This window comes from uncultured Veillonella sp. (genome assembly GCF_937981445.1).
Classification (GTDB): domain Bacteria; phylum Bacillota; class Negativicutes; order Veillonellales; family Veillonellaceae; genus Veillonella_A.
On the sequence record NZ_CALJON010000010.1, the window covers coordinates 1 to 22920 of the forward strand.

The following is a 22920-nucleotide window of genomic DNA, read 5'->3' on the forward strand; positions in this document are numbered from 1 at the left end:
ATAATTTATAAATATGTTCAAAAGGGAACACTTTTAAGTGATTTGGCAAAGTTTGTTGTTGGTAGTGAAAGTTATAGTTTAAAACAATATGAGCTTATTTATAATAAAGATGGGAAAGAGCAAAAACTTAATCTAGAGAAAATATTTGTTACATTTGCTATTGATGATCCTAGAAGAGGGGTTATTAGTTTATCTAGAAATAGAGAATTGCACGAAATTTATAGAGCGTATGTTACGAATAAAAACAAAAGTGAAGAGCAAGATTATTGTGATATTTCAGGCGAGAGAACATATTGTAGCATAAGGCATAAAGGTGTAACTGGTAAAGCTAAATTAATAAGTAGCAATAACCCTAAAAAATTCTTTGGGCGTTTAGTTAGTGGGGATGAAATTTTTCATTTAGGTAGCGAGTCATCAGAAAAAATTCATAATATGTTGAAATATTTGCTAGACAATTCAGCATATCATTATTATTTGGGGGAAAATTCTAACTGTATAATTTGGAAATAGTGGATAAGTTACCAATTGATGAAGACATGATAATAGACAAATATGATGCATATGATGATGCATATTATGATGAGGATGATGAGATAGTCATTAATGATATTTTAGGTGGCTATAGAGCTGCGAACTTACAGAAATATTTTGTAGGGAGAAAAAGCGTTAAATATAATAGTTTAGATGATTACTTTTGTGTTCTTATATTAGAAAAAAGTAGTGATGGACGGATGTCTGTAAAGTACTTTCAACGATTTTCTTTGTCAGAAATTAAAGAGCGAGTACAGAAGTGGTATATAGATTTAGCTTGGCCAAAATGGAATAAAAAAGTAGAAAAATACGATCTTATTGCCCCTAGTTTGGAAAAGTTAATACATTTTGCTTATGGCGATGAAGATAGTAAAGGACTTTTTTGTAAAAATAAAAAAATTGTACGTAAAAATTTAGAACGATTAATACCTTGTGTTTTTATGGGACGCTCAATGCCAAAAGATTTTATTATGACTGCTCTTAATCGAATCGTTAATCGTTCTTCATATCCCAAATTATGGAATGTAGTACTTTATCGTTGTTGTAGTATTATAAAAAAATATAAAGCAGATCAAGGAGAACCAGTTTTAGATGTAGAAGGGAATATAATTATGCTAAATTCAAGAAGTTTTTTGTATGGAAGACTTATGGCTATCTATGAAAAGATAGAGCTTGATGCGATGGGACATGGTTCAGAGGGAAGAGTGACTAATGCTGAGAAATTATGGAGCTCTATGATTTTTAGACCTTTACAAACTGCAGCTATTTTAGAACGTAAAATCATGCCATATAAGAGTATTCTTAAAAAGAAGGAGAAAATAGGATTAGTTATAAAATATGAAAAGGCACTAGGGGAAATATACGGGTTACTTCAAGATTTAAATGAATCTAGAGAAAATAGAAATAAGCGAGTATTAAATGAAGATTTTGTACTAGGCTATTATGCACAAAAAGAAAAAAATTATGAAAAGAAAAATGAGGCAAAAAGCAAAGAGGAATAAATTGTTTATATTTTGAGTTATATTATTGGGAGGAATTATTATGAGTACTTTAAGTAGCAAAATTGACTTCGTATTGTTTTTTTCAGTTAATGGTGCCAATCCTAATGGGGATCCATTAATGGGGAACTTACCTCGTACAGACTATGAGGGATATGGTGAAGTATCTGATGTAGCTATTAAACGTAAAATTAGAAATCGTTTTCAAGATATGGGTAATGAGGTTTTTGTACAAGCACAAGGACGTATTGATGATGGTTTTCAGTCTTTAGAAGAGCGTTTTGATAAGATGTTTGATAAAAAAGATTCAACTGAAAAGGTTATAGAAGAATCTTGCAAAAAATGGATTGATGTTAGAGCTTTTGGTCAAGTCGTGACATTTCAAAAACGTTCCATTGGTATTAGGGGCCCTGTATCAATTAGTCGCGGCAAGAGTTTGGATATAGTAGATGTTATTTCTATGCAGATTACAAGAAGTACTAATGGGATGAAATCTGAAGTGGGGAAACGATCTTCAGATACTATGGGCACTAAACATTTTGTAGAGTTTGGTTTATATAAGGTGTGTGGGAGTATCAATTGTTACTTTGCTGAAAAAACGGGATTTAGTGATGCTGATGCTGAATTAGTAAAACAAGCATTGTATACAATGTTTGAAAATGATATGTCGGCAGCAAGACCTGAAGGAAGTATGACTGTTGAGCGATTATATTGGTTTACACATCCTAATAAATTAGGCTGTGCTAGTGCTCATAAAATTCATAACTTAGTACAAGTTGAACGAAGTAGTGAGGAAATGCCAAAGTCTTTTGCTGATTATACAATAGCATTAGATGAGAAGAATTTTGAGCATTATAAATCTAAGGGATTAGTAGTTGAAATTGTGGATGATACTATTTTAGAAAAGATTAATTAGATGAATAATTTTACTATTTAGGATGTATTGATATGGATGCCAGTACAAGTAAAATATTGAACGAAGAGGATTCATATTTACAGATTGCAGGAATACAGCACTTTATTTTTTGTCGGAGGCAGTGGGCTTTAATTCATATTGAGCAAGCATGGAAGGATAACTTTTTTACCATTGATGGCTCTATTAAGCATGAAAATGTAGATTTTGGCCGTAATGATGAGAAAATAAAGGGAAAAAGAATCTTACGCTCTTTACCTGTTATTTCTCACAAGTTAAGAATTCGGGGAATTTGTGATGTAGTTGAATTAGTTGAAGATGCTACAGGCGATTATTTTAGTAAATATGATAAGCGCTATAAAGTGGTTCCTGTTGAATATAAGAGGGGGAAATCAAAGGACGATTTAAGCGATGTACTGCAGTTAATAGCACAAGTAGTGTGCTTAGAGGAGATGATGGGAGTTGTTATAGAAAGAGCTGTATTATACTATCATGAGACACATCGCAGAGACTGGGTGACAATCACAAGTGAATTGAAAAGCACTCTAAAAGATATTATACAAGAAATGAGTTCCTATTATGATCGTAAATATACTCCAAAAGTGAAAACTAAGACGCGATGTCGGTCCTGCTCTCTCCGTGATATTTGTTTACCAGAATTACGAAAAGTGAAATCTGCTGAAGTATATATACAAAGGCGGTTGAATGAATGAAAATTTTACAAAATACATTGTATGTTATGACTCCAGAACTATATTTATCTACGATAGGAGAGAACATAGTTTTGAAAAAGGAGGGGACCATATTAGGGCGATACCCTCTTCATAATATTCAAGATATTGTAACATTTGCTTATAGTGGCATTAGTCCTAAACTTTTGGAACGGTGCATGGAGTTAGGGATTGGTATTGCGTTTATGACTGCGCAAGGGCGGCTTATTAGTCGGATGCAAGGAAAATCTCATGGCAACATATTATTACGTAGACAACAATATAGATTATGTGATGATTTTGACCGAGCATTAGTAGTATCAAAGCACATTATTTCAGCTAAAATATATAATGAGAAATGGATGTTAGAACGATATATTAGACAATATAGAGAACGCATTAATAGTAGTGATTTGTGCACTGTATCCCAAAATTTGTCTCGTTATATATCTCAGTGTAAAAACGTCAAAAATATGGATGAATTGCGAGGGATTGAAGGGATCGCTCAATCAGAATACTTCGGTGTATTCGATGAATTAATTTTAAATCAAAAAGATGATTTTAAGTTTACTGTACGATCTCGGCGACCACCTTTAGATCGAGTTAATGCGCTACTTTCTTTTATGTACAGCGTTTTAGGCAATGATGTTGCTAGCGCATTAGAGTCCGTAGGATTAGACGCATATGCAGGAGTAATGCATGTAGATCGTCCAGGAAGAATTTCATTTGCTTTAGATTTACTTGAAGAATTACGTGCGCCATTAGTTGATCGATTTGTTTTAATGCTTATAAATAAAAAAGTAGTTAAATCTAATGATTTCACAGAGGAGAGCAATGGAGCTGTATTGCTATGTGATGAGGCTAGGCGTACAGTTATTTCAAAATGGCAAGAGCGAAAAAAAGAAGACTTAATACATCCTTTTATAGAAGAGAAGGTCCCCTGGGGATTAGTTCCTTTTGTGCAAGCCCTATTATATGCGAGATACTTACGGGGTGATTTAGATGCTTATCCTGTTTTTATGTGGAAGTGATTTAATGTATATTTTGATTACTTATGATATTAATACAGAGTCTAGGGAAGGAAAACGGCGATTACGTAATGTTGCTAAAGTTTGTTTAAATTATGGACAAAGAGTTCAAAATTCAGTGTTTGAATGTAGTGTTGATGAAGGACAATTTAGACTATTGAAACATAAATTAGGCACAATTATTGATAATGACGTTGATAATTTGCGATTTTATCGTTTAGGTAAAAATTATAAGAGTAGTATTGAGCATATGGGTGTTAATAGAGCTTATGATGTAGAGGCACCATTAATAATTTAAATGAATAAAAATAGTGCGAATGTAAATTAGTTGGTAAATATATTGGGGATTCGCACTAAAAATACTATTTATATATTAAATTAACTAAAAAGTGTTACGTCAATCTATAATTTTTGTTAATTATAGATGTAACAATTTGTTACATATTGGTAGTTATCTACCATATGTAGCTGTCACTGCCTCTTGTGGGCAGTGTGGATTGAAGTAACGCTTGCATGTGTATCCTGAAATTGACGCTTACGTCACTGCCTCTTGTGGGCAGTGTGGATTGAAGTCAATTATTGAGGTACCGTCTGCACGCTTTAAAACTGTCACTGCCTCTTGTGGGCAGTGTGGATTGAAGTGCACTCATAAATGAGTGGACAGACAAGAACCTTGGTCACTGCCTCTTGTGGGCAGTGTGGATTGAAGTATAGCAGCGGCGTATTGCGCCAAAATCACACCCGGTCACTGCCTCTTGTGGGCAGTGTGGATTGAAGTGTTAATGCCAACGGCTGCAATACCAATTTTAGAGTGTCACTGCCTCTTGTGGGCAGTGTGGATTGAAGTGTACGCAGCTAAATGGATTGGTGCCGCGCCAACGAGTCACTGTCTCTTGTGGGCAGTGTGGCTTAAGTGAACTAGTGAGGTTTTTAGGATTAAGTTATTAGATTAGTGATTTTTATAGATTGGAGTGGATAGATTTTTATATGTTTATATTGAAACGAGAGCTTTGGCTAGATTATTTTTATGTTGGTGATAGTAAATCTTGCTTATTTATATCAAATTGTATTAAAAACATCATCTTTTAGATTTTTATTGTGGATATAATAAATTTAAGAACTTTTTATTTTCAGGAAGGAGTTGTTCTTATGAAAAAGTTTTTTATGGGGATAGTATTAGCCATGGTATTAATGGTTGCTGGTGGACAAGAGGCTAGTGCAACTGATGTATGGGGTGCACATGTAGCGAATGCAGACATTTACATTATCGATGATAGTGTTGTTCAAAAACGAGATGGAACTATTCGATTTACTGCTAAGTTTGTGTATAGTACACAATGGGAATATAAGCAGGTTGCAATGTGGCATAAGCAAAACTCTGTTGACATGAGTCTAGATCATTATAATCATAATTACTCATTGGAGACAGAAACAGGGCAACAAGTAAGTCAGTTGTTTTATACGGCTCTCAAATTTGCTAAAAAGCCAACGTATAATAATTAATTCATATCCTAGTCATGGGGAAGTCAGCGTAGGATAAAAAAATAGAAAAAAGCAGTGGAGCCGTAGGGCATCCACTGCTTTTTATTTTCTCTATGGAGCTGGTAATAGGATTTGAACCTACGACCCACGCATTACGAATGCGTTGCTCTACCAACTGAGCTATACCAGCATGTCTACTTTGTTATTCTAGCGAATTTGATATGATTCGTCAAGGTTAAGACAGTTTTAAGATTCTTCGTATTGCAAAATGAAGCAGCAGTATTATTAATGTTGCGAAATGAAATAGACTGTGCTATTATTAAGTTGAAATGATATACATTACAAGTTCATCTTTGTTAGCAGAGATACTTTTTATATGAATCGTAGTCATTTGCTTTTTAAGAGGGGGATATAAGGTTATGTCTACAAACAAAAAAATGCCAGTTCTATTTATTGGCCATGGCTCGCCTATGAATTTAATTGAAGAGAATCCTTGGACAAAGGATTGGGAAGCTATGGCTAAAAAGATTCCTACACCAAAGGCTATTTTAATGATTTCCGCTCATTGGTATACAAAGGAGACATTATTACAAGCTGATGCTGAGCCTAGCATGATTTATGATATGTATGGTTTTCCAGATCCTATTTATGCATTGCAATATCCAGCGCACACGTCAAAGGAACTCATTGGGCGTGTTACTGATTTATTAGGTTCGAAGGTGATGCTTCAGTCTGACCGCGGTTATGACCATGGTGCGTATGCGCCTTTATTAAAAATGTATCCAGATGCTAAGATTCCGGTAGTTCAATTATCTGTTAATTACACAGTGGATGCTCGCGAATGGTTTGCTTTAGGGCAATTATTGAGTCCGTTTCGCGATGAAGGTGTATTAATCATTGGTAGTGGTGATATTGTTCATAACTTACGCTTAATTAATCCTAATTTAGGAAATACACCATTGCCATTAGCTGAGGCGTTTGAAGAGACTTTGTTACGTAAATTAAATCCTACTAAGGATAATGACTTAGTAGGGGCTTTGCAGTGGGAACAAATTGAAGGGGCTCAGGTCGCGGCACAATATCCGGACCATTTAGCACCACTCTTCTATTGCTTAGGTGCCGTGCTAGGTGCTGGTGATGCAAAGCAACTGGCTTTAGAACCATATGTTATGAGTGCTCATGATTATGTGTGGGGCAGTTTAAGTATGACGTCCTTAAGTTGGGGACTTGAATAGATAAAAAAAGAAGCTCATCTACAGGCATTGAATGTAGATGAGCTTTTTGTGTTTTATCAATTGTATTGTACCAATTATGTTGTATCAATTATGTTGTATCAATTATATTATGCCAATTATGTTGTATCAATTATATTTTTACCGATTGTATTCTAATCGTCTGTAAACGTATTAGCTGTACTTAACCGCTTGTATATATTGGTTATACGTTGCATTTATGGACTGTATTTTTATAGGTAGAGCCCCTATAAAATAGGATATACATAGTAGGCAAACATAATGGCCAATGGCAAGGTAATAGCTGATAAGACAGTGGTAGCCATTACAATTTGGGTAGCTAGTTCAGGATTATTTCTCATTTCAAAGGCAATGAGAGCTGTATTTACTGCTGAAGGTACACTGTAGGTAATAATAATGGCTTGAGCCGCTACAGGATGTACGGGGCCGTAACCAATAATAAAGAGGAACATGACGAAGGCACTGAGTAAAGGTCCGCCAATGAGACGGAGTGTAGTGGCAACCATGACGTCTTTTTTGAAAAAATTGTAAGGTGTCCGGCTGATTTGAACGCCCAAGGTAATCATAGCCATACCAACGAAGGCACTAGCAAAAATATTGACTGGCGACCAAAGTACAAAGGTTGTCAAATCATAGGGTATGAGGCGAAGTAGTAAAGCTAATGGAGCCACATAGAGCACTGGCATATGAAAGACTAGTTGCAGGGCATCATGTCTTGTTAGGAGGCCACTGCCTGCTTGATAGAAGCCGAGCGTATTACAAAATATAGTCTGAATAATGAAGGTGCCAATTACGGCCACAATGCCGATATCGAGATAGGGCGTTTGACCATCTACTATATAGGGCATATTAGAAAATACGAAGGTTGCAATAGCAATACCGATATTACCGCCATTGTTAAACATGGTGGCATTTTTAATAATTTGAGTTTTCCGTTGATCATAGCCCATGAATTTGGACGCGCCCCAAGCCATGATACCATTGGAACATAGGATAACAAAAGCAGCAATGGCAATCTCTATACTTTCGTGATTTAAATGGGCTGTATAGAGTGAACGAAATACATAGGCCGGTAATAAGATAAAGAAATTTAATTTACTTAAGGATCGTAAATCGAGATTAAATTTTTTGTCTAAGATAAAGCCAACCACAACTAGGGCCAGAATAGGTATAACACTGGTCCAAAAAATATGTAAAAATAAAGTCAATGAAATAGCCCCCTTTGGCCAAGGTATAGATTTATAGTACTTACTCTTACCTAATTTTTGTTAATTCTACAAAAAAATTGTGTTATATATATAACTATACCGAATTCTAGATGAGTTGACAATAAAATTTATATACGAAATTGAATCAAAAAAGTGCTCGCTTGATGCGGTTTACTATCTATCGAAGGGTAAAAGAAGCGCTAGTTAGATTCGATTTAATAATCTTTAAAAGGAAGTCGCAAAAGAGTTGTTAATCAGATGTGATTTACTATCTATAAAATAGTGTTAAACGAAGTTTTAATCTGATGCAGAAACATAGGGAAGAAAAATAGGAAATTAGATTGTTTGACTTAACTTACAATTTATACGTTGATTCGTTATAATGAGTAGTAAGTGTTTATTATGAACTACGAGCTATGAGCTATGAGCTACGAGCTATAGAGTCCCTATTTGAATCGAACAGATGGGACAAATAGGTGACTTGAACTATGGGAAACATATATGAACTGAATGTATTGAAGGCATATAGGAACTGGGGCTGTTGAATGTATAGATGAGTTAGGACTATTTGAGAGCATATAGAGATTGAGATTACTGAAAGCATATATGAGTGAGATATATTGGAGGCATATATGAATTGGAAAAATATATATAGATTAGTAGTTGTTCTGCTACTAGGCGTTATGTTCCTGGTATTAGGTGGTTGTAGCAGTTTTGATAGCTCTAATAGTGGCAGCAGTGCTTCTACTGGTGCTACAGAGCTAGGGAATCAAAAGATAACCGTATCTGCGGCAGCTAGTTTGCAAGCAGCTCTGACTGAACTTAAGGCGAATTTTATTAAGGCCCATAATTTAAAAGAGGAACAGATTGCAATTAATTTTGGCGGTTCTGGAACATTGCGTCAACAAATTGAACAAGGGGCTCCAGTGAGTCTGTTTATTTCAGCTGACGAAAAAAATATGAAGTTATTGGAAGATAAAGGCTTAGTGACACAAGTACAGCCCTTCACGGCTAATTCATTGGTCCTAATAACGCAGCAAGGGCATGAAAAAATTACTATTGAGCAACTTCCACAGGTGCAGCGTTTGGCTTTAGGAACTATAGAAACAGTACCAGCTGGTCGATATGCACAAGAGACGCTAAGTCATTTAAATTTGTGGAATCAAGTGGAACCATGCATTGTTTATGGCAAGGATGTAAAATCTGTAGCCGCTTATGTTGCAGAAGGTTCTGCTGAAGCGGGATTTGTGTATAAAACAGATGCGCTTGATTTAAAGGATAAGGTGCAAATTGCCGATACGGCACCGGCACAAAGTCATACGCCTATTATATATCCCCTTGCTGTTGTGCCTAAATATGACAATTCATTGACACAATCTTTTTATACATATTTAACAAGTAATGAGGCACAGCAAGTATTGCAAAAATATGGTTTCACGACGCCTTAATAGTTTTATAACTTAGAGGTAGAATAGAGTTTGAGTAGGAGGTTTTTATACATGAGTCCTTTGTGGCTATCTCTTGAGGTAGCAAGTATTGCTTTAATCGGCATAGTAGGCGTTGGCTTATGGCTATGTTACATGCTAAAGCGCTATTCGTTTCCCGGTAAGGCGTTAATTGACTCTATTGTAACATTACCATTAGTACTGCCACCGGTGGTGGTAGGTTTTGCGTTGCTCGTTATGTTTTCTCCAGGCTATACCTTAGGTGCTTGGCTTGAAGCTCATGGATTAGGCATTGTATTTTCTAAAGGTGGCGCTATTTTAGCAGCGGCCATTATTGGATTTCCCCTTTTTTATCAAACTGTGCGAGCCGCATTGGGATCGGTTGATTCCACTATGGAAGATGTAGCCCGTACCCTTGGAGCGTCTGAACTTCGTATATTTTTTACCATATCCATGCCCTTGGCTTGGAAAGGCATTGTAACGGGGGCTATTTTAGCTTTTTGTCGTGCGCTAGGGGAATTTGGTGCGACTATATTGATTGCAGGTAATATTCCAGGACTCACACGCACCATGCCGTTAGCCATATATTCATTAGTAGAATTTGGTGATTATGAAGGGGCCTTTGAATTAGTTGGATATATTTGCATTTTAACCTTGGGGCTCCTGTGGTTTGTGCATTTTATTACAAAAGGAAGCTTATTTAATAGTGCAGGTCGCTGATAGGAGATGAGGCATGTTAGATTTTGATATTACAGTAGCGCGTTCTACTTTGATAGTAAAAGCCAGTGGGCGATTAACAAAAGGTATTACGGCTCTTACGGGTCCGTCTGGTAGTGGCAAATCTACTATTATTAAAAGCTTGGCTGGTTTGATTAGGCCCCAAGCTGGTCATGTAGTATTTGATGATATGCTTTGGTTTGATGGGGATAAACATATATTTATAGAGCCTCAAAAACGTTTAGTTGGCTATGTGCCACAGGGAAATATTGTATTTCCCCACATGAGTGTACAGCGCAATATTATGTACAGTAAACGCGGTGATGAAGCCTTACTGGAACGGATTTTGACACGATTACAATTGGTGCCATATAAAGAGACTAAAGCGGGGCAACTCTCCGGAGGTGAACAGCAGCGTGTAGCCTTAGGTCGTGCCTTATATGCAAAACCTGGTATTTTATTGCTTGACGAGCCCTTGTCATCATTAGATTGGGATTTGCGAAAACAAGTGCGCAACGATTTAGTTGATATTATAAAAGAATGGCGCATTCCTTGTTTATGGGTAACACATGATCAAGACGAGGCTGAGGCAGTGGGGGACGCTTGGTGGCGTTGTACGGAAGGTCGATTGGTAACTCATGAAGGGACGATTTAGAGTATTAGAATGGTGTCACCCAATTTACGAATACATAAAAAGCCCAGTGGACGAATCCACTGGGCTTTTTTGTACTTCTCTTTGGAAACCACTTGGTTTCTAATATAGCACGCCACTTGGCGAAAGTACCTTTGCACTATGCAATATTTAAAATAACACTTGTTTCATTGATTCAGGGACTAAACTTATAGTCTGATTTTCTAGTACTACATATAATTACTTATGAAATTAGGCATCTCTTGATGCGATTGATTTACACTTGTAATATTTTATCTCCACTTGGATAGAGTTAATATGCACTTGCTAGAAGAAATGAGCATGTATGCTTGGTATTTTGCCTTACTTTAGGCTATTAATTATAAGTTAGTTTCTTGGAATTGGGAGAAGAATGCTTGTGGGTGAGCACATACTGGGCAAACTTGAGGAGCATCAGTACCTACATGAATGTAACCGCAGTTTGCACAAATCCAAGCAACTGGTTTTTCGCGTTTGAATACGCGACCTTCAGTTACGAAGTTTACAAGATCTAAATAGCGTTCTTCGTGACGAGCTTCGATTTTACCTACTTGTTCGAATAAGTAAGCAATTTTAGTGAAGCCTTCTTCTTTTGCAACTTTAGCAAATTCAGGATACATTTCAGTATGTTCGTAGTTTTCGCCAGCTGCAGCATCTTTAAGGTTTACAACTACGTCGGCATTTACATCGCCACCATGTAATAATTTGAACCAAACTTTAGCATGCGCGCTTTCGTTGATTGCTGTTTCTTCGAAGTAATCAGCAATTTTGTTCAAACCAGCTTTACGAGCAGCTGCTGCATAGTAAGTATATTTGCGGTTAGCTTGAGATTCGCCAGCAAATGCAGCTTGTAAATTTTGTTCTGTTTTTGATCCTTTTAATTCTGACATAGAAATCGCACTCCTTTTCTTTGGCCCACTAGGGCGTTTGCAATTTGATGAACTTACATTCAAATTGTAGATATAAACTTTTAAATAGCTTAAAAATAAACTTGTTTAGTAACAACAATTCAAACTAATGAATAATCATTGTTGATTACATTATAAGACATGAAATTGAGAAAATCAAGGGTGAAAAGTAAAAAAAAGATAAAAACTTTCTAGTTGATAATGTTTATCAATGCCTTGTTTTATCGTACTTTTTTGATTATTGGCGGTTTTTCTGGCTGCTTAGAGATAGGAAACGCCTAAATGATAATGGTTGTCAAATTTGTAGATTTACAATGAGAATGAACTGATAGTTCTGCCTATAAGATTTACATGTAAATCATCACAAAGTGTGTAAAATAAAGCCATAAAAGACGTATTTTAATGGTATAATAAAAATAAAAAAATATATTATATTGGAGAGGAGCGCTATATGGCCTTTGTAAGATATTATGTAGGGGATGTGGTAAAAATGAAAAAAGCCCATCCTTGTGGCAGTGATGAATGGGAAGTACGCCGTATTGGCGTTGATTTTAGTATTGTGTGTAAAGGTTGTGGTCATCAAGTCATGATTGCACGGCCAAAGTTTGAAAAGGCTGTTAAGAAGATTGTGTCACGCTTGCCAGAAAATGAAGGTAAGGCATAAATTGAAAGAGAACAGTGAAAGCGAGATGACTAAGAGCGTCTCCAGAGATAATAAAGAGGCCATACGATTGACCCAATATGCAGCTAAAGGGGGCTGTGCTTGTAAGATTGGTCCACATTTGCTTGAAGCGGTTTTGCGTGGCGTGGATTTTCCTACTAATGAACGCGTTCTAGTGGATATGAAGGGCGCTGAAGATGCTGGTGTTTATCAGCTTACTGATGACCTTGGATTAGTGCAGACTACTGACTTTTTTATGCCCGTTGTAGATGATCCATTTTTATTTGGTAAAATTGCAGCGGTGAATAGTTTAAGTGATGTATATGCTATGGGTGGTACACCTATTACAGCTATGAACTTAGTGGCTTTCCCGATTCCCTTAGTGGAACGGGGTGCTTTGGCTGACGTGATTAAAGGGGCCAATGAAGCCCTTAGGGAGGCCGGAGTGGCCGTAGTAGGTGGTCATAGTATAGAGAATGAAGTTCCTATTTTTGGACTTGCTGTTACAGGTACGGTACCGATACAGTCTATTTGGAAAAATCATGGTGCTAAGCCCGGGGATGCTCTTATTTTGACGAAGCCTTTAGGCACGGGGATTATGACAACGGCGTTGAAAGGGCAGTTATTTCCAAATGGTGTAAAAGAAGCGGAATTAAGTATGTGCACGTTAAATAAGGTAGCAGCTCAGGTGGCAAGCTCTTTTACCATCCATTGTTGTACAGATATAACGGGCTTTAGTCTTATGGGACATGGTCTAGAAATGGCAAAAGGCAGTAACTGTTCAGTAACATTTTATATGGAAGATGTGCCAATTTTTAGTGATGTAAAAGAAGCCGCTCAAATGGGACTCGTTCCAGCGGCAACATATGGTAATAAAAAGGCGATTTCGAGTGTCGTTATAGATGAAAGCCTCGAGGAGGTATGGTCAGACATTTGTTTTGACCCACAAACATCAGGGGGACTGCTTTTTGCGGTGTCTCAAGATGAAGCATCGGCTTTAGTGAAAGCCCTACAAGAGGCAGGTGTTATAAAAGCGGCTATTATTGGGCATGTAAGAGAGAAAGGAGATGCCTTTGTATATGTCAACAAAAAGAGAGAATGCTGTAGAGAATAGAACTCATGTGTATGAACGTCTCTTTGATGGTACTGTATTAGTGGATGTGCGTGGTAGTCTATGTCCGATTCCCGTTATTGAAGCTAAAGCGGCCATGGATGCGTATCCACAGGCCCAGCTTACTACTATTGTGGATAATGAAGTGAGCCGTGATAATGTAGTGAAATTCGGACAGTCTCGACAACGGGATGTGGCGGTAAAAGAAGATGGTTCTGATTTTTATATTACCTTTAAGGGTGTACAAGTAGAGGATGATGGAGCCTCACCTTTTGGGTCAGCTGCTGCAGCAACCCATATGCCAGGCCTTATGCCTAAAGAAAGTATTGCTATAGGCTCTGGCCGACTTATAAAAAAGGGTGTTGATATGAGTTTATCAGGTGCTGATACGGGTTTAATCGATGATCCTACAACGAGCGCTGTTTCAGGTCCTGTGGAAAGCACTAAAGGGCGTCTTTTTGTGAGTCCTAATGTAAGTACATCTTGTGGCATCGTGAGTCATGTTCAAGCTGAGGGGGCTACAGGTGTGAATTCCTACAGTGGGAAGACTTTGCTAGTGACTAAGAACTATTTAGGTGAAGGTAGTGAAGAGCTAGGGCAAACCTTGATGAAGACGTTTTGGTATTGTGTATCTGAAGCAGATGTAAAACCTAAAGCTATTTTCTTTATTAATAGTGGCGTAAAAATGGTAGCACAGGAATCACCTCATTTGGAAAATCTTCAAGCCTTGGCTGAAGCCGGCGTAGAAATTGCCGCTTGCGGTATTTGCCTAGAGTATTATGGACTTAAAGATAAAGTAGCCGTAGGCAGTATTACTAATCTATATGCTATAACAGATGCTATGATGATGGAACCGATGGTTACTTTATAAGAGCCTAGGGAATTTGGATAAGATATCATGGATATATTGATTTTATTTACTGATTATTATTTAGCAAACAAGGCCGATGCCCTATTGGCGAAATCAGACATAGCCTATCGACTGATTCCGACACCAATAAGTTTGCAAAATACCTGTGGACTCTGTATTTTACTAAAAGTTGAGCAGTTAGAACGCACTTCCTTGTGGAGCGTTGTTAGAACTGTGCTAGGCCTTTTTAAAGAGGAACAAATATCACATTCTGGCTTATACGAGTATAGTAAAAAGAACGCTATTTGTAGAAAAATTTCCTATAAGGAGCTTGCGCAATTCAAATAGTAGTACGAATGTATCATTGAGTTGAGGGCGTTATACACTACTAGGGAAAGAGAGAAAAGGAGTCATCATAGAGCATTGTGCTCTTGTGATGACTCCTTTTAATTTATTTATTACGTAAGTAGTTATTCATTATGCAATGAGTTCCCTTAGTATAATGAGGGAACTCATTATTTAAATGCTTTATTCATTATGTAAATCTTCTTGTTCTTTTCTAGCAATATCTTCATCCGTTAATGGTTTAGCTAGGTTAAGATCACTGTAATAGGCTTTGTCTGCTTCGGCTGCGCTTATAATGCCTTGTTGGGCCATAAGATTTAATACGGTTCGTTGCCGTGCTTTAGCCGCTTTATAATTAGTAAATGGATTATAATAGGACGGAGCTTGTGGCATGCCAGCGAGCAGCGCTGATTGGGCTAAGGTCAAATTCTGTGGGTCCGTATCAAAATAGCCTTCGCTAGCCTGTTTTAGACCATAATAGTCATTACCAAAATAAATTGTATTTAAATACATGGCAAGGATTTCATCCTTTGTATAATAATACTCCATTAAATAGGCCAATAGTACTTCTTCGACTTTGCGAGACATAATACGCTTGGACGAGAGAAAGAGATTCTTTACTAACTGTTGCGTAATGGTGCTTCCGCCTTCAAGGGTTTCACCGGCTGTTAGATTGGTGTAAAAAGCGCGAGCAATGCCAAAGGCATCTATGGCGCCATGGTCATAATATCGCTTGTCCTCCGTGGCCACTAAAGCTATTTTTAAGTCTTTGCTAATAGCGTCTCCTTTAACACGCTGACTTTGTGGCACCCGTTGATTCATAGCTGTTTCTACAGCGTCTTCAAAATGGAATAGACGATAAATACGATCTGTACGTGTCAACTGGTCTTCAGAGGATTCCAGTTGTTGTTCTTTAGTTGTTTGTGGTCCCCGCTCAGACCCTGTTGTTTCTGGTGTGTAGCCAGCGAACCAATAAAGGCCAGCACCTAAGATAACAAAAAGTACTATAAGCTTTATGAGCCATGAGAATAATTTTTTCATGGCTCTATCATATCATTAAGAATTAAAATAATATAGTTATTTATAAATAAAATAGACAATAATTTGTGGGCACATGTACTAGAAAAATAGAAAATTTGTGTATCTCTGTATTAAAATTTAAAAAAGTGAGTATAAATTTACAAAAATGCTTGCATTAATATTCACTAGTGTGTATAATATGGTTCATGAATTTAAAACAAATGCATTTCCCTCTAAAAGGATTCTAAAGAGATAGTAATTAAGAGGGAGAACTCTATAGGAGCGCAATAAGAGAATTAAGAGGTGTTTATCATGAGTGAAGTTAAAACTGCAACAAAGAAAGAATTAAACAAAGTCGTATTAGCTTATTCAGGTGGGCTTGACACATCTGTCATCATTCCTTGGTTAAAGGAACATTATGGTTGCGAAGTTATCGCCGTATGCTGCAATTTAGGGCAACCTGAAGACTATGATGCAGTAGAGAAGAAAGCTATTAAATCTGGTGCATCTAAGGCGTATATTTTAGATGTAAAAGAAGAGTTTGTAGCTGAATATATTTGGCCTACTGTTAAGGCTGGTGCCGTATATGAAGGCAAATATTTACTAGGAACTTCATTTGCCCGTCCTTTAATTGCTAAGAAATTAGTGGAAGTGGCTAAGGCAGAAGGAGCCGATGCTATCGCTCATGGTGCTACTGGTAAGGGGAATGACCAAGTTCGTTTTGAACTTACTATTAAAGCTTTGGCACCAAATACTAAGATTATTGCGCCATGGCGCGAATGGGAACTCAAATCCCGTGAAGACTGCATGGAATTTGCAGCTAAGCATGATATTCCGGTGGTAGCAACTAAATCTCATCCATATAGCATGGACCAAAATGTATGGCATTTATCCCATGAAGGTGGCGATTTAGAAGATCCTGCTAATGCACCAAAGGATGATGTATATCTTGTAAGTAAATCTCCTGAGCAGGCACCTGATGCAGTGACAGAAGTGAGTATTGAGTTTGAAAATGGCGTACCTGTTAAAGTCAATGGTCAAGCTGGTACACCACTGGCACTCTTAGAAACATTGAATAAATTAGGTGCTGCCAATGGTATCGGTATTGTAGATATTGTTGAAAACCGTTTAGTAGGTATGAAATCTCGTGGCATTTATGAAAACCCAGGTGGCGCTATCATTATGTATGCACATCGTGAACTCGAATATCTTTGCTTAGATCGTGCTACGTATCATTATAAGGAAATGATCGCTAATAAATATGCAGAGCTTGTGTACGATGGTATGTGGTTCTCACCATTAATGGCAGCATTACAAGCGTTTGTAGATGAAACACAGAAAACTGTGACCGGTACAGTGAATTTGAAGCTCTATAAAGGTAATATTATTAGTGCTGGTTCTACTTCACCATATTCTTTATACAATCAAGAATTTGTAACTTTTGAAGAAGACGAAGTATATAACCAACAAGATGCAGAAGGGTTTATTAATTTATTTGGGTTACCACTTAAGATTAATGCATTGATGAAAGAAAAGGCAGGTAAATAAATGGCTAAACTTTGGGGTGGCCGTTTTACAAAGGGTACTGATAAAGCGGTAGAAGACTTTACGTCTTCTATCGCTTTTGACGCCCGTATGTATGCGGAAGATATTGCAGGCAGTAAGGCTCATGCCACTATGTTGGCGAAACAAGGAATTATTTCTGAAGAAGACTGTCAAGCTATTGTAGAAGGGCTTACAAAAATAAAGGCGCAAATTGAAGCGGGAGACTTTGAATTCTCCGTAGGGCTTGAAGATATTCATATGAATATTGAAAAACGGCTTACCGATGCTATTGGTGAAGCTGGTGGACGGCTTCATACAGGGCGGAGCCGCAATGATCAATGTGCAGTGGCTCTTCATATGTATGTGCGTAAAGCTGTAGTCCATATGGGGGAACTCTTAGTAGATATTCAAAAAGCCTTGGTTGAAGTGGCGGAGAAATATGACGATGTCATTATGCCTGGATATACTCATTTGCAACGGGCTCAACCCGTGCTCTTTGGGCATCATATGATGGCCTATTGTTCCATGTTTCAACGTGATTTTGACCATTTAGGTTTAATTTTTAAACATGCTGATGTTATGCCTCTTGGGGCTGGCGCGTTAGCCGGAACGACGTACGATATTGATCAAAGTATCACTCAAGAATTATTGGGCTTTAGTAAAATTTATGAAAATAGTATGGATGCGGTTAGTGACCGTGACTATATTTTAGAATTTTTACATTTTGCCGCCACTACTATGATGCATTTAAGCCGTATGAGTGAAGAGCTCATTTTGTGGTCTAGTACAGAATTCGGCTTTATTGAGCTCGATGATGCACATTGCACAGGGTCTAGCATTATGCCGCAGAAGAAGAATCCTGATGTATGTGAATTAGTACGAGGCAAAACAGGTCGTATTTATGGACATTTGCTAGGTTTATTGACGACTATGAAAGGTCTGCCTTTAACATATAATAAAGATATGCAAGAAGACAAAGAGGGCATTTTTGATACCATTGATACCTTGCACTTTGCTCTTTCCATTACAGCCGCCATGTTACGAAAGATGACTGTTAAAGGAGACCGCATGCATGCTGTGTTGGCTAGCGATTTTTCTAATGCTACCGATATGGCCGATTATTTAGCGAAAAAAGGTGTTCCTTTTAGAGAAGCTCATGCTATTGTAGGGGCTGCAGTACAGCACTGCATTCAAAATCATTGTGTGTTGCTTGATTTAACCTTGGAGGACTTTAAGAGCATATCCCCTGTATTTGAGGCCGATATTTTAGAGGCCATTACCATTGAAGCGTGCATACAGGGCCGTAAAAATTATAGCGGGACAGCACCAGAATGTGTGGCTCGTCAGCGTAAAGTCGCGAAGGCCATAATTGATGAAGAAGAAGGGCAAATTGAAACATGGCATGGTATAGCCTATTCCATTGAGTAAGGATGGCTGGTTACAAGATTATACGTGTGAGAAAACTAGGGCATGAAAATACCTTGAGAGTCCATGAGAATGTGATACAATAAGTAAAACATGTGTTTTATGAAGGAGGGATTTATATGCATGAATCTAAATTAAGTAGAGATGAGGCTATAGCTTTATTAAAACAGTACAATAAGGAACCATTTCATTTGCAACATGCGTTTACTGTGGAAGCGGTAATGAAATGGTATGCCAAAGAGCTTGGTTTTGAAGCAGAAAGCGACTATTGGGGGACGGTGGGCTTACTTCATGACCTAGATTTTGAAATGTATCCAGAGGCACATTGTGTAAAGGCTCAGGAATTGCTTAAAGAGGCCGGTGTTGGTGAAGATATGATCTATTCTATCTGTTGCCATGGCTATGGTTTATGCATTGATTGGGAGCCAAAAGAATTGATGGAGCAAGTATTGTTTGCTGCCGATGAATTGACCGGTTTAATTGGCGCTGCTGCATTAATGCGTCCATCAAAGTCTACTAAGGACATGGAATTAAAGAGTCTGAAAAAGAAGTTTAAGGATAAAAAATTTGCTGCTGGCTGTTCTCGTGATGTGATTCGTCAAGGGGCAGAACGTTTGGGCTGGGAGCTAGATGAACTTTTGAATAAGACTTTACTAGCTATGCAGGCTAGTGAAGACGACATTGCCGCGCAATACGAGGCTCACCAATAAATCAATGTATACTCGATAAACATGTTGTTTTGCAAAATGTCATATACAGTGGATTGGTACATTTGCTAGGTGAGGTCATCACTAAATTAAAGTTTAATATAAGACGCTTGTTAATATGCTTCTCCTTAGATTTAGGTAGTACCTAAATCTAAGAAGAGAGTCTGTTAATAGGCGTTTTTTTGTTGAGACAAACTTATAAGATTTGTCGATAAGTTGCTTTTAACCTTATGGGAAAACATATATGTTAATTGGATTCTATAGAACTATAGGGAGAATAGGCCTGTCTTTCCTAAGCTTCATAGAGTAAATGTATGAGTTCGTCTTAGTTGGTTCAAATTTATTCAAATCGTGTAATAAAAATGACGAAGAATTTTATCTCTTTAATGAGATAAAGTGGCAAGAATCCCTTTATATGGTTGTTTACAGTTTTTTTTAGAATTAATATGATATTATTTTAAATTTTTTGTAAACTAGATGATATATTCTGATGAGAAAAAAGCCTTTGATTATAGGGGGTTACATGTTATGATGTATGCGAAAAAAGAAGTGAAAAAACACTCTGTTGAAGTGACAATAGACACTTTTATTATCTTAGTTCGGTAGATGCAGGGAGGCTGCATTAAAAAACTACATATGTTATGTCGAATACTACATCCACGCACATCCCGCAAGGACTGGTATTGACAGCGGTCATGTTATAAGTAGCAATGTGGTAGGTTACACAAATACTACGTATTGATATGAGGGAGGAATGATACATGAAAAGCACCGCTAAAAAAATGTCTGTATTCCAGCTAACTACACTCGTAGCAGCTAATATGTTGGGCGCTGGAATTATTATGTTACCTACAAAGCTCGCAGAAGTAGGAACTATTTCCGTTTTGTCATGGCTAATCACAGCCGTTGGGTCTTTGATTTTAGCTCACATTTTTGCTCAATGTGGCATGTTTACCACTCGTTCAGGAGGAATGGGCGGTTATTCTGAATATGCGTTTGGCAGAACCGGACATTTTATGGCAAACTACTCATATGCCATCTCATTGGTAATTGCTAATGTAGCTATTGCTATTTCAGCTGTAGGCTACACAGCAGTTCTGTTCAATTGGTCTTTAAGCCCAGTACAACTTAGTTTGGCTACTATTGCTTTATTGTGGTTAGCTGCCTTATTAAATTTTGGCGGTAATGCTCGTACTGGTAAAATTAGTAATGTAACTGTATGGGGCTCAATTCTTCCTGTACTATTTGTTAGCACCTTTGGTTGGTTCTGGTTTGATCCAGAATTATATAAAACTGTATGGAATCCTAATCAAATGCCTTTCTTCAGCGCTGTTAGTGAATCCATTACATTAACTCTTTGGGCGTTCCTTGGATTTGAATCAGCAGCTGCGAATATGGACGCTGTAGAAAATCCAAAGAAAAATGTACCAATTGCAACATTTTTTGGCACTCTTGCAGTAGCGGTGATTTATGTATTGTCTACTAATATTATGGCTGGTATCGTGCCTAATTTAGATTTGTTACATTCCACAGCACCATTTGGTCTCGTATTTGCACACATGTTTAATGAAACTGTTGGGCATATTGTTATGGCCATGATGATTATTGCTTGCTGTGGTGCTATCCTTTGCTGGCAGTTTACTTTATCTCGTGTATTTAAAAGTGCTGCTGAAGAAGGATTCTTCCCTAAAGTATTCTCCCGTGTTAATAAGGCTGATGCACCAGTACGGGGTTTAATTATTTTATTAATTGTACAAACAGCGCTAGCTTTGATGACTACAAATGAAAATTTAAGCCATCAATTTGAAAATCTTGTTAATTTAGCTGTTGTAACCAATGTATTCCCTTATATTCTTTGCTGCATTTCCGTTAATATTTTATTAAAAGAAGAAAATGCATCCTTGTTTATTCGCCGTAGTATTGCAGGCTTGAGCTTCTTTGCTCTGTTATACTCTATATACGCTATGTATGCGGCTGGTGAAGGGCCACTTATTGGTGGTATTACTGCTATCGTCTTAGGCTATATTGGATATCAAGTAGTATTTAATTTGATTCCTAAAGTGGCAGAACTTCGCAAAGGATAACTGCTTGTTGTGTAAGTTTTATAGCTTGTAGGTTATGAGCAACAAATTTTACAACATATAATATAGAGACTACAACTACTGTGGTATAATTAGTAGTTGTAGTCTTTTTTTATTAGCTTGTAAAAAGACTAATAGTACAATATGGTATTGAGAAAAAAGAGCACATAATTATGATATATTATGTGCAGGGGAGATAATATGACATTATTACAGTTAAAATATGTAGTAGCCGTAGCGAACTGTGGCTCTATGAATAAGGCTGCTAAGGAGCTTTTTATTGCCCAACCGAGTTTGACAGCCGCCATTAAAGAGCTCGAGCAAGAATTAGGGATTACTATTTTTTCGCGCACTAATAAAGGTGTGGTGCTGTCTGCTGATGGAGAAGAATTTTTAGGTTATGCGCGACAAGTTATGGAGCAGACTACGCTCATTGAGGAAAAATATTTTGGGCAGTCCTCTGTAAAACATCAATTTTGTGTGTCCACTCAGCATTATTCCTTTGCCGTTGAAGCTTTTGTGGATGTATTAAAGTCCTATGGTGGCAATGAATATGATTTCCGTATTCGGGAAACACAGACCTATGAAATTATCGAAGATGTAGCTAAACTGCGCAGTGAAATTGGCATTTTATATTTAAACGAATATAATGAGACGATTTTACGCAAAGAGTTTAAGCATTATGATTTGACGTTTCATCGCTTATTTTTAGCTAAGCCTCATGTCTTTGTAAGCTCTTCTAGCCCTTTGGCGAAGAAGGATGTTATTACATTAGAAGACTTAGAGCCATACCCTCGCTTGTCCTATGAACAAGGGTCTCATAACTCATTTTACTTTTCTGAAGAGGTGTTGAGCACTTTGGATCGACCTAAAGATATCGTGGTTTGTGACCGAGCGACTTTGTTCAATTTACTTATAGGCCTCAATGGCTATACTCTATGTAGTGGTGTGATTAGTGAGAAGTTAAATGGCCCTAATATTTTAGCGATTCCTCTTGATGTAGATGACCATATGGAAATTGGCTATATTCTTCACAATAAGGTGGCTCCAGGTAAATATTGCCAATTATATATTGATGCATTAAAACGCAATACAAGTGACCAAATTTAAGTTAGTACAGATTTGATGTAAAAAAGCATGTGCCTATAGCTTCCTTAGGGGAGATATGAGTATAGGTCTCTAGAGTTTTAAATGGATGTTGGCTCATGCTTTTTATATAGTGTTGGTTTTATGCTTTTTATCTAGTGTTATACTTTTTACCAACTTTTAGTACCAGATAATATAATCAGTTACAATTGGTTATTATACAAAC

22 protein-coding genes, 1 tRNA gene, 2 pseudogenes and 1 CRISPR repeat array are annotated in these 22920 nt (G+C 37.3%); of the genes and pseudogenes, 21 read left to right on the plus strand and 4 right to left on the minus strand.

Annotated elements, in window-relative coordinates; genetic code table 11:
- The 7 genes from Q0376_RS02340 to Q0376_RS02370 all read left to right on the plus strand — a co-directional run.
- Positions 1-510, plus strand: a 510-nt coding sequence (locus Q0376_RS02340) for a type I-C CRISPR-associated protein Cas8c/Csd1 (protein WP_298703660.1), incomplete at its 5' end; no start/stop codon positions are given.
- Positions 510-1532 carry a type I-C CRISPR-associated protein Cas8c/Csd1 gene (locus tag Q0376_RS02345; protein WP_298703662.1) on the plus strand — a complete coding sequence of 341 codons (1023 nt, stop codon included), beginning with the start codon at positions 510-512 and terminating at the stop codon, positions 1530-1532. The genes Q0376_RS02340 and Q0376_RS02345, both read left to right, overlap by 1 nt.
- A 40-nt stretch (positions 1533-1572) precedes the next feature.
- The gene (gene cas7c / locus Q0376_RS02350; protein WP_298703665.1) at positions 1573-2445 is read left to right on the plus strand and encodes a type I-C CRISPR-associated protein Cas7/Csd2; all 873 of its coding nucleotides are present in this window, start codon (positions 1573-1575) and stop codon (positions 2443-2445) included.
- 32 nt (positions 2446-2477) lie between these two features.
- Positions 2478-3155 carry a CRISPR-associated protein Cas4 gene (gene cas4 / locus Q0376_RS02355; RefSeq protein ID WP_298703667.1) on the plus strand — a complete coding sequence of 226 codons (678 nt, stop codon included), beginning with the start codon at positions 2478-2480 and terminating at the stop codon, positions 3153-3155.
- The gene (gene cas1c, locus Q0376_RS02360; protein ID WP_298703669.1) at positions 3152-4183 is read left to right on the plus strand and encodes a type I-C CRISPR-associated endonuclease Cas1c; all 1032 of its coding nucleotides are present in this window, start codon (positions 3152-3154) and stop codon (positions 4181-4183) included. The genes cas4 and cas1c overlap by 4 nt, the downstream gene beginning before the upstream one ends.
- 4 nt (positions 4184-4187) lie before the next feature.
- A complete protein-coding gene (gene cas2, locus Q0376_RS02365) occupies positions 4188-4478 on the plus strand; it encodes a CRISPR-associated endonuclease Cas2 (protein WP_298703671.1) in 291 nt (96 codons plus the stop codon).
- A gap of 172 nt (positions 4479-4650) precedes the next feature.
- A CRISPR array of direct repeats spans positions 4651-5096; the repeat unit is 34 nt; unit sequence GTCACTGCCTCTTGTGGGCAGTGTGGATTGAAGT.
- 233 nt (positions 5097-5329) lie between these two features.
- Complete coding sequence (locus Q0376_RS02370) at positions 5330-5683, plus strand: hypothetical protein (RefSeq protein ID WP_298703672.1); 354 nt, start codon at positions 5330-5332, stop codon at positions 5681-5683.
- 93 nt (positions 5684-5776) lie between these two features.
- On the opposite strand, the gene Q0376_RS02375 is transcribed toward Q0376_RS02370, so the two are convergent.
- Positions 5777-5852 (minus strand) — tRNA-Thr (locus Q0376_RS02375).
- A gap of 229 nt (positions 5853-6081) precedes the next feature.
- Here Q0376_RS02375 and Q0376_RS02380 point away from each other — a divergent pair.
- Positions 6082-6897, plus strand: a complete 816-nt coding sequence (locus Q0376_RS02380; RefSeq protein WP_298703674.1) for a dioxygenase — start codon at positions 6082-6084, stop codon at positions 6895-6897.
- Between the two features lie 245 nt (positions 6898-7142).
- Here the strand turns inward: Q0376_RS02380 and Q0376_RS02385 are convergent, their stop codons facing one another.
- Complete coding sequence (locus Q0376_RS02385) at positions 7143-8123, minus strand: AEC family transporter (protein ID WP_298703677.1); 981 nt, start codon at positions 8121-8123, stop codon at positions 7143-7145.
- 632 nt (positions 8124-8755) lie between these two features.
- Between Q0376_RS02385 and modA the strand changes: the two genes are divergently transcribed.
- Genes modA through Q0376_RS02400 form a run of 3 tightly spaced genes read left to right on the plus strand, consistent with a single transcriptional unit; the run spans position 8756 to position 10940 of the window.
- Positions 8756-9571 carry a molybdate ABC transporter substrate-binding protein gene (gene modA / locus Q0376_RS02390; protein WP_298703679.1) on the plus strand — a complete coding sequence of 272 codons (816 nt, stop codon included), beginning with the start codon at positions 8756-8758 and terminating at the stop codon, positions 9569-9571.
- Between the two features lie 51 nt (positions 9572-9622).
- Positions 9623-10288: a molybdate ABC transporter permease subunit gene (gene modB, locus Q0376_RS02395; protein ID WP_298703681.1), complete on the plus strand. Its 666-nt coding sequence runs from the start codon at positions 9623-9625 to the stop codon at positions 10286-10288.
- 13 nt (positions 10289-10301) lie between these two features.
- Complete coding sequence (locus Q0376_RS02400; RefSeq protein WP_298703683.1) at positions 10302-10940, plus strand: ATP-binding cassette domain-containing protein; 639 nt, start codon at positions 10302-10304, stop codon at positions 10938-10940.
- Positions 10941-11296: 356 nt separating this feature from the next.
- Here Q0376_RS02400 and rbr read toward each other — a convergent pair whose 3' ends face one another.
- Positions 11297-11845 (minus strand): rubrerythrin, encoded by a 549-nt coding sequence (rbr, locus tag Q0376_RS02405; protein WP_298703684.1) that lies wholly within the window; start codon positions 11843-11845, stop codon positions 11297-11299.
- Positions 11846-12314: 469 nt separating this feature from the next.
- Between rbr and Q0376_RS02410 the strand changes: the two genes are divergently transcribed.
- The 5 genes and pseudogenes from Q0376_RS02410 to Q0376_RS02425 all read left to right on the plus strand — a co-directional run bounded on the left by Q0376_RS02410 (position 12315) and on the right by Q0376_RS02425 (position 14833).
- Positions 12315-12527, plus strand: a complete 213-nt coding sequence (locus Q0376_RS02410; RefSeq protein ID WP_298703686.1) for a DUF951 domain-containing protein — start codon at positions 12315-12317, stop codon at positions 12525-12527.
- Positions 12528-12552: 25 nt separating this feature from the next.
- A complete protein-coding gene (selD, locus tag Q0376_RS02415; RefSeq protein ID WP_298703688.1) occupies positions 12553-13638 on the plus strand; it encodes a selenide, water dikinase SelD in 1086 nt (361 codons plus the stop codon).
- A 7-nt stretch (positions 13639-13645) separates the two neighbouring features.
- A pseudogene (locus tag Q0376_RS09310) lies at positions 13646-13864 on the plus strand (sulfurtransferase TusA family protein); the annotation flags it as partial.
- Between the two features lie 297 nt (positions 13865-14161).
- Positions 14162-14506, plus strand: a pseudogene (gene yedF / locus Q0376_RS09315) (sulfurtransferase-like selenium metabolism protein YedF); the annotation flags it as partial.
- 27 nt (positions 14507-14533) lie between these two features.
- Complete coding sequence (locus tag Q0376_RS02425) at positions 14534-14833, plus strand: DUF3343 domain-containing protein (RefSeq protein WP_298703692.1); 300 nt, start codon at positions 14534-14536, stop codon at positions 14831-14833.
- Positions 14834-15013: 180 nt separating this feature from the next.
- On the opposite strand, the gene Q0376_RS02430 is transcribed toward Q0376_RS02425, so the two are convergent.
- Complete coding sequence (locus tag Q0376_RS02430; protein WP_298703694.1) at positions 15014-15871, minus strand: transglycosylase domain-containing protein; 858 nt, start codon at positions 15869-15871, stop codon at positions 15014-15016.
- 291 nt (positions 15872-16162) lie between these two features.
- On the opposite strand from Q0376_RS02430, the gene Q0376_RS02435 reads away from it, so the two are divergent.
- From Q0376_RS02435 to Q0376_RS02455, 5 genes are all read left to right on the plus strand, one after another.
- Positions 16163-17398, plus strand: coding sequence for an argininosuccinate synthase (locus Q0376_RS02435; protein ID WP_298703696.1), 1236 nt, complete (start codon positions 16163-16165; stop codon positions 17396-17398).
- The gene (gene argH, locus Q0376_RS02440) at positions 17399-18823 is read left to right on the plus strand and encodes an argininosuccinate lyase (RefSeq protein WP_298703698.1); all 1425 of its coding nucleotides are present in this window, start codon (positions 17399-17401) and stop codon (positions 18821-18823) included.
- A 116-nt stretch (positions 18824-18939) separates the two neighbouring features.
- Positions 18940-19530, plus strand: a complete 591-nt coding sequence (locus Q0376_RS02445; RefSeq protein WP_298703700.1) for a hydrolase — start codon at positions 18940-18942, stop codon at positions 19528-19530.
- A gap of 758 nt (positions 19531-20288) precedes the next feature.
- Positions 20289-21611 carry a putrescine-ornithine antiporter gene (gene potE, locus Q0376_RS02450; RefSeq protein ID WP_298703702.1) on the plus strand — a complete coding sequence of 441 codons (1323 nt, stop codon included), beginning with the start codon at positions 20289-20291 and terminating at the stop codon, positions 21609-21611.
- Positions 21612-21809: 198 nt separating this feature from the next.
- A complete protein-coding gene (locus tag Q0376_RS02455) occupies positions 21810-22718 on the plus strand; it encodes a LysR family transcriptional regulator (protein ID WP_298703704.1) in 909 nt (302 codons plus the stop codon).
- Positions 22719-22920: the final 202 nt, after the last annotated feature.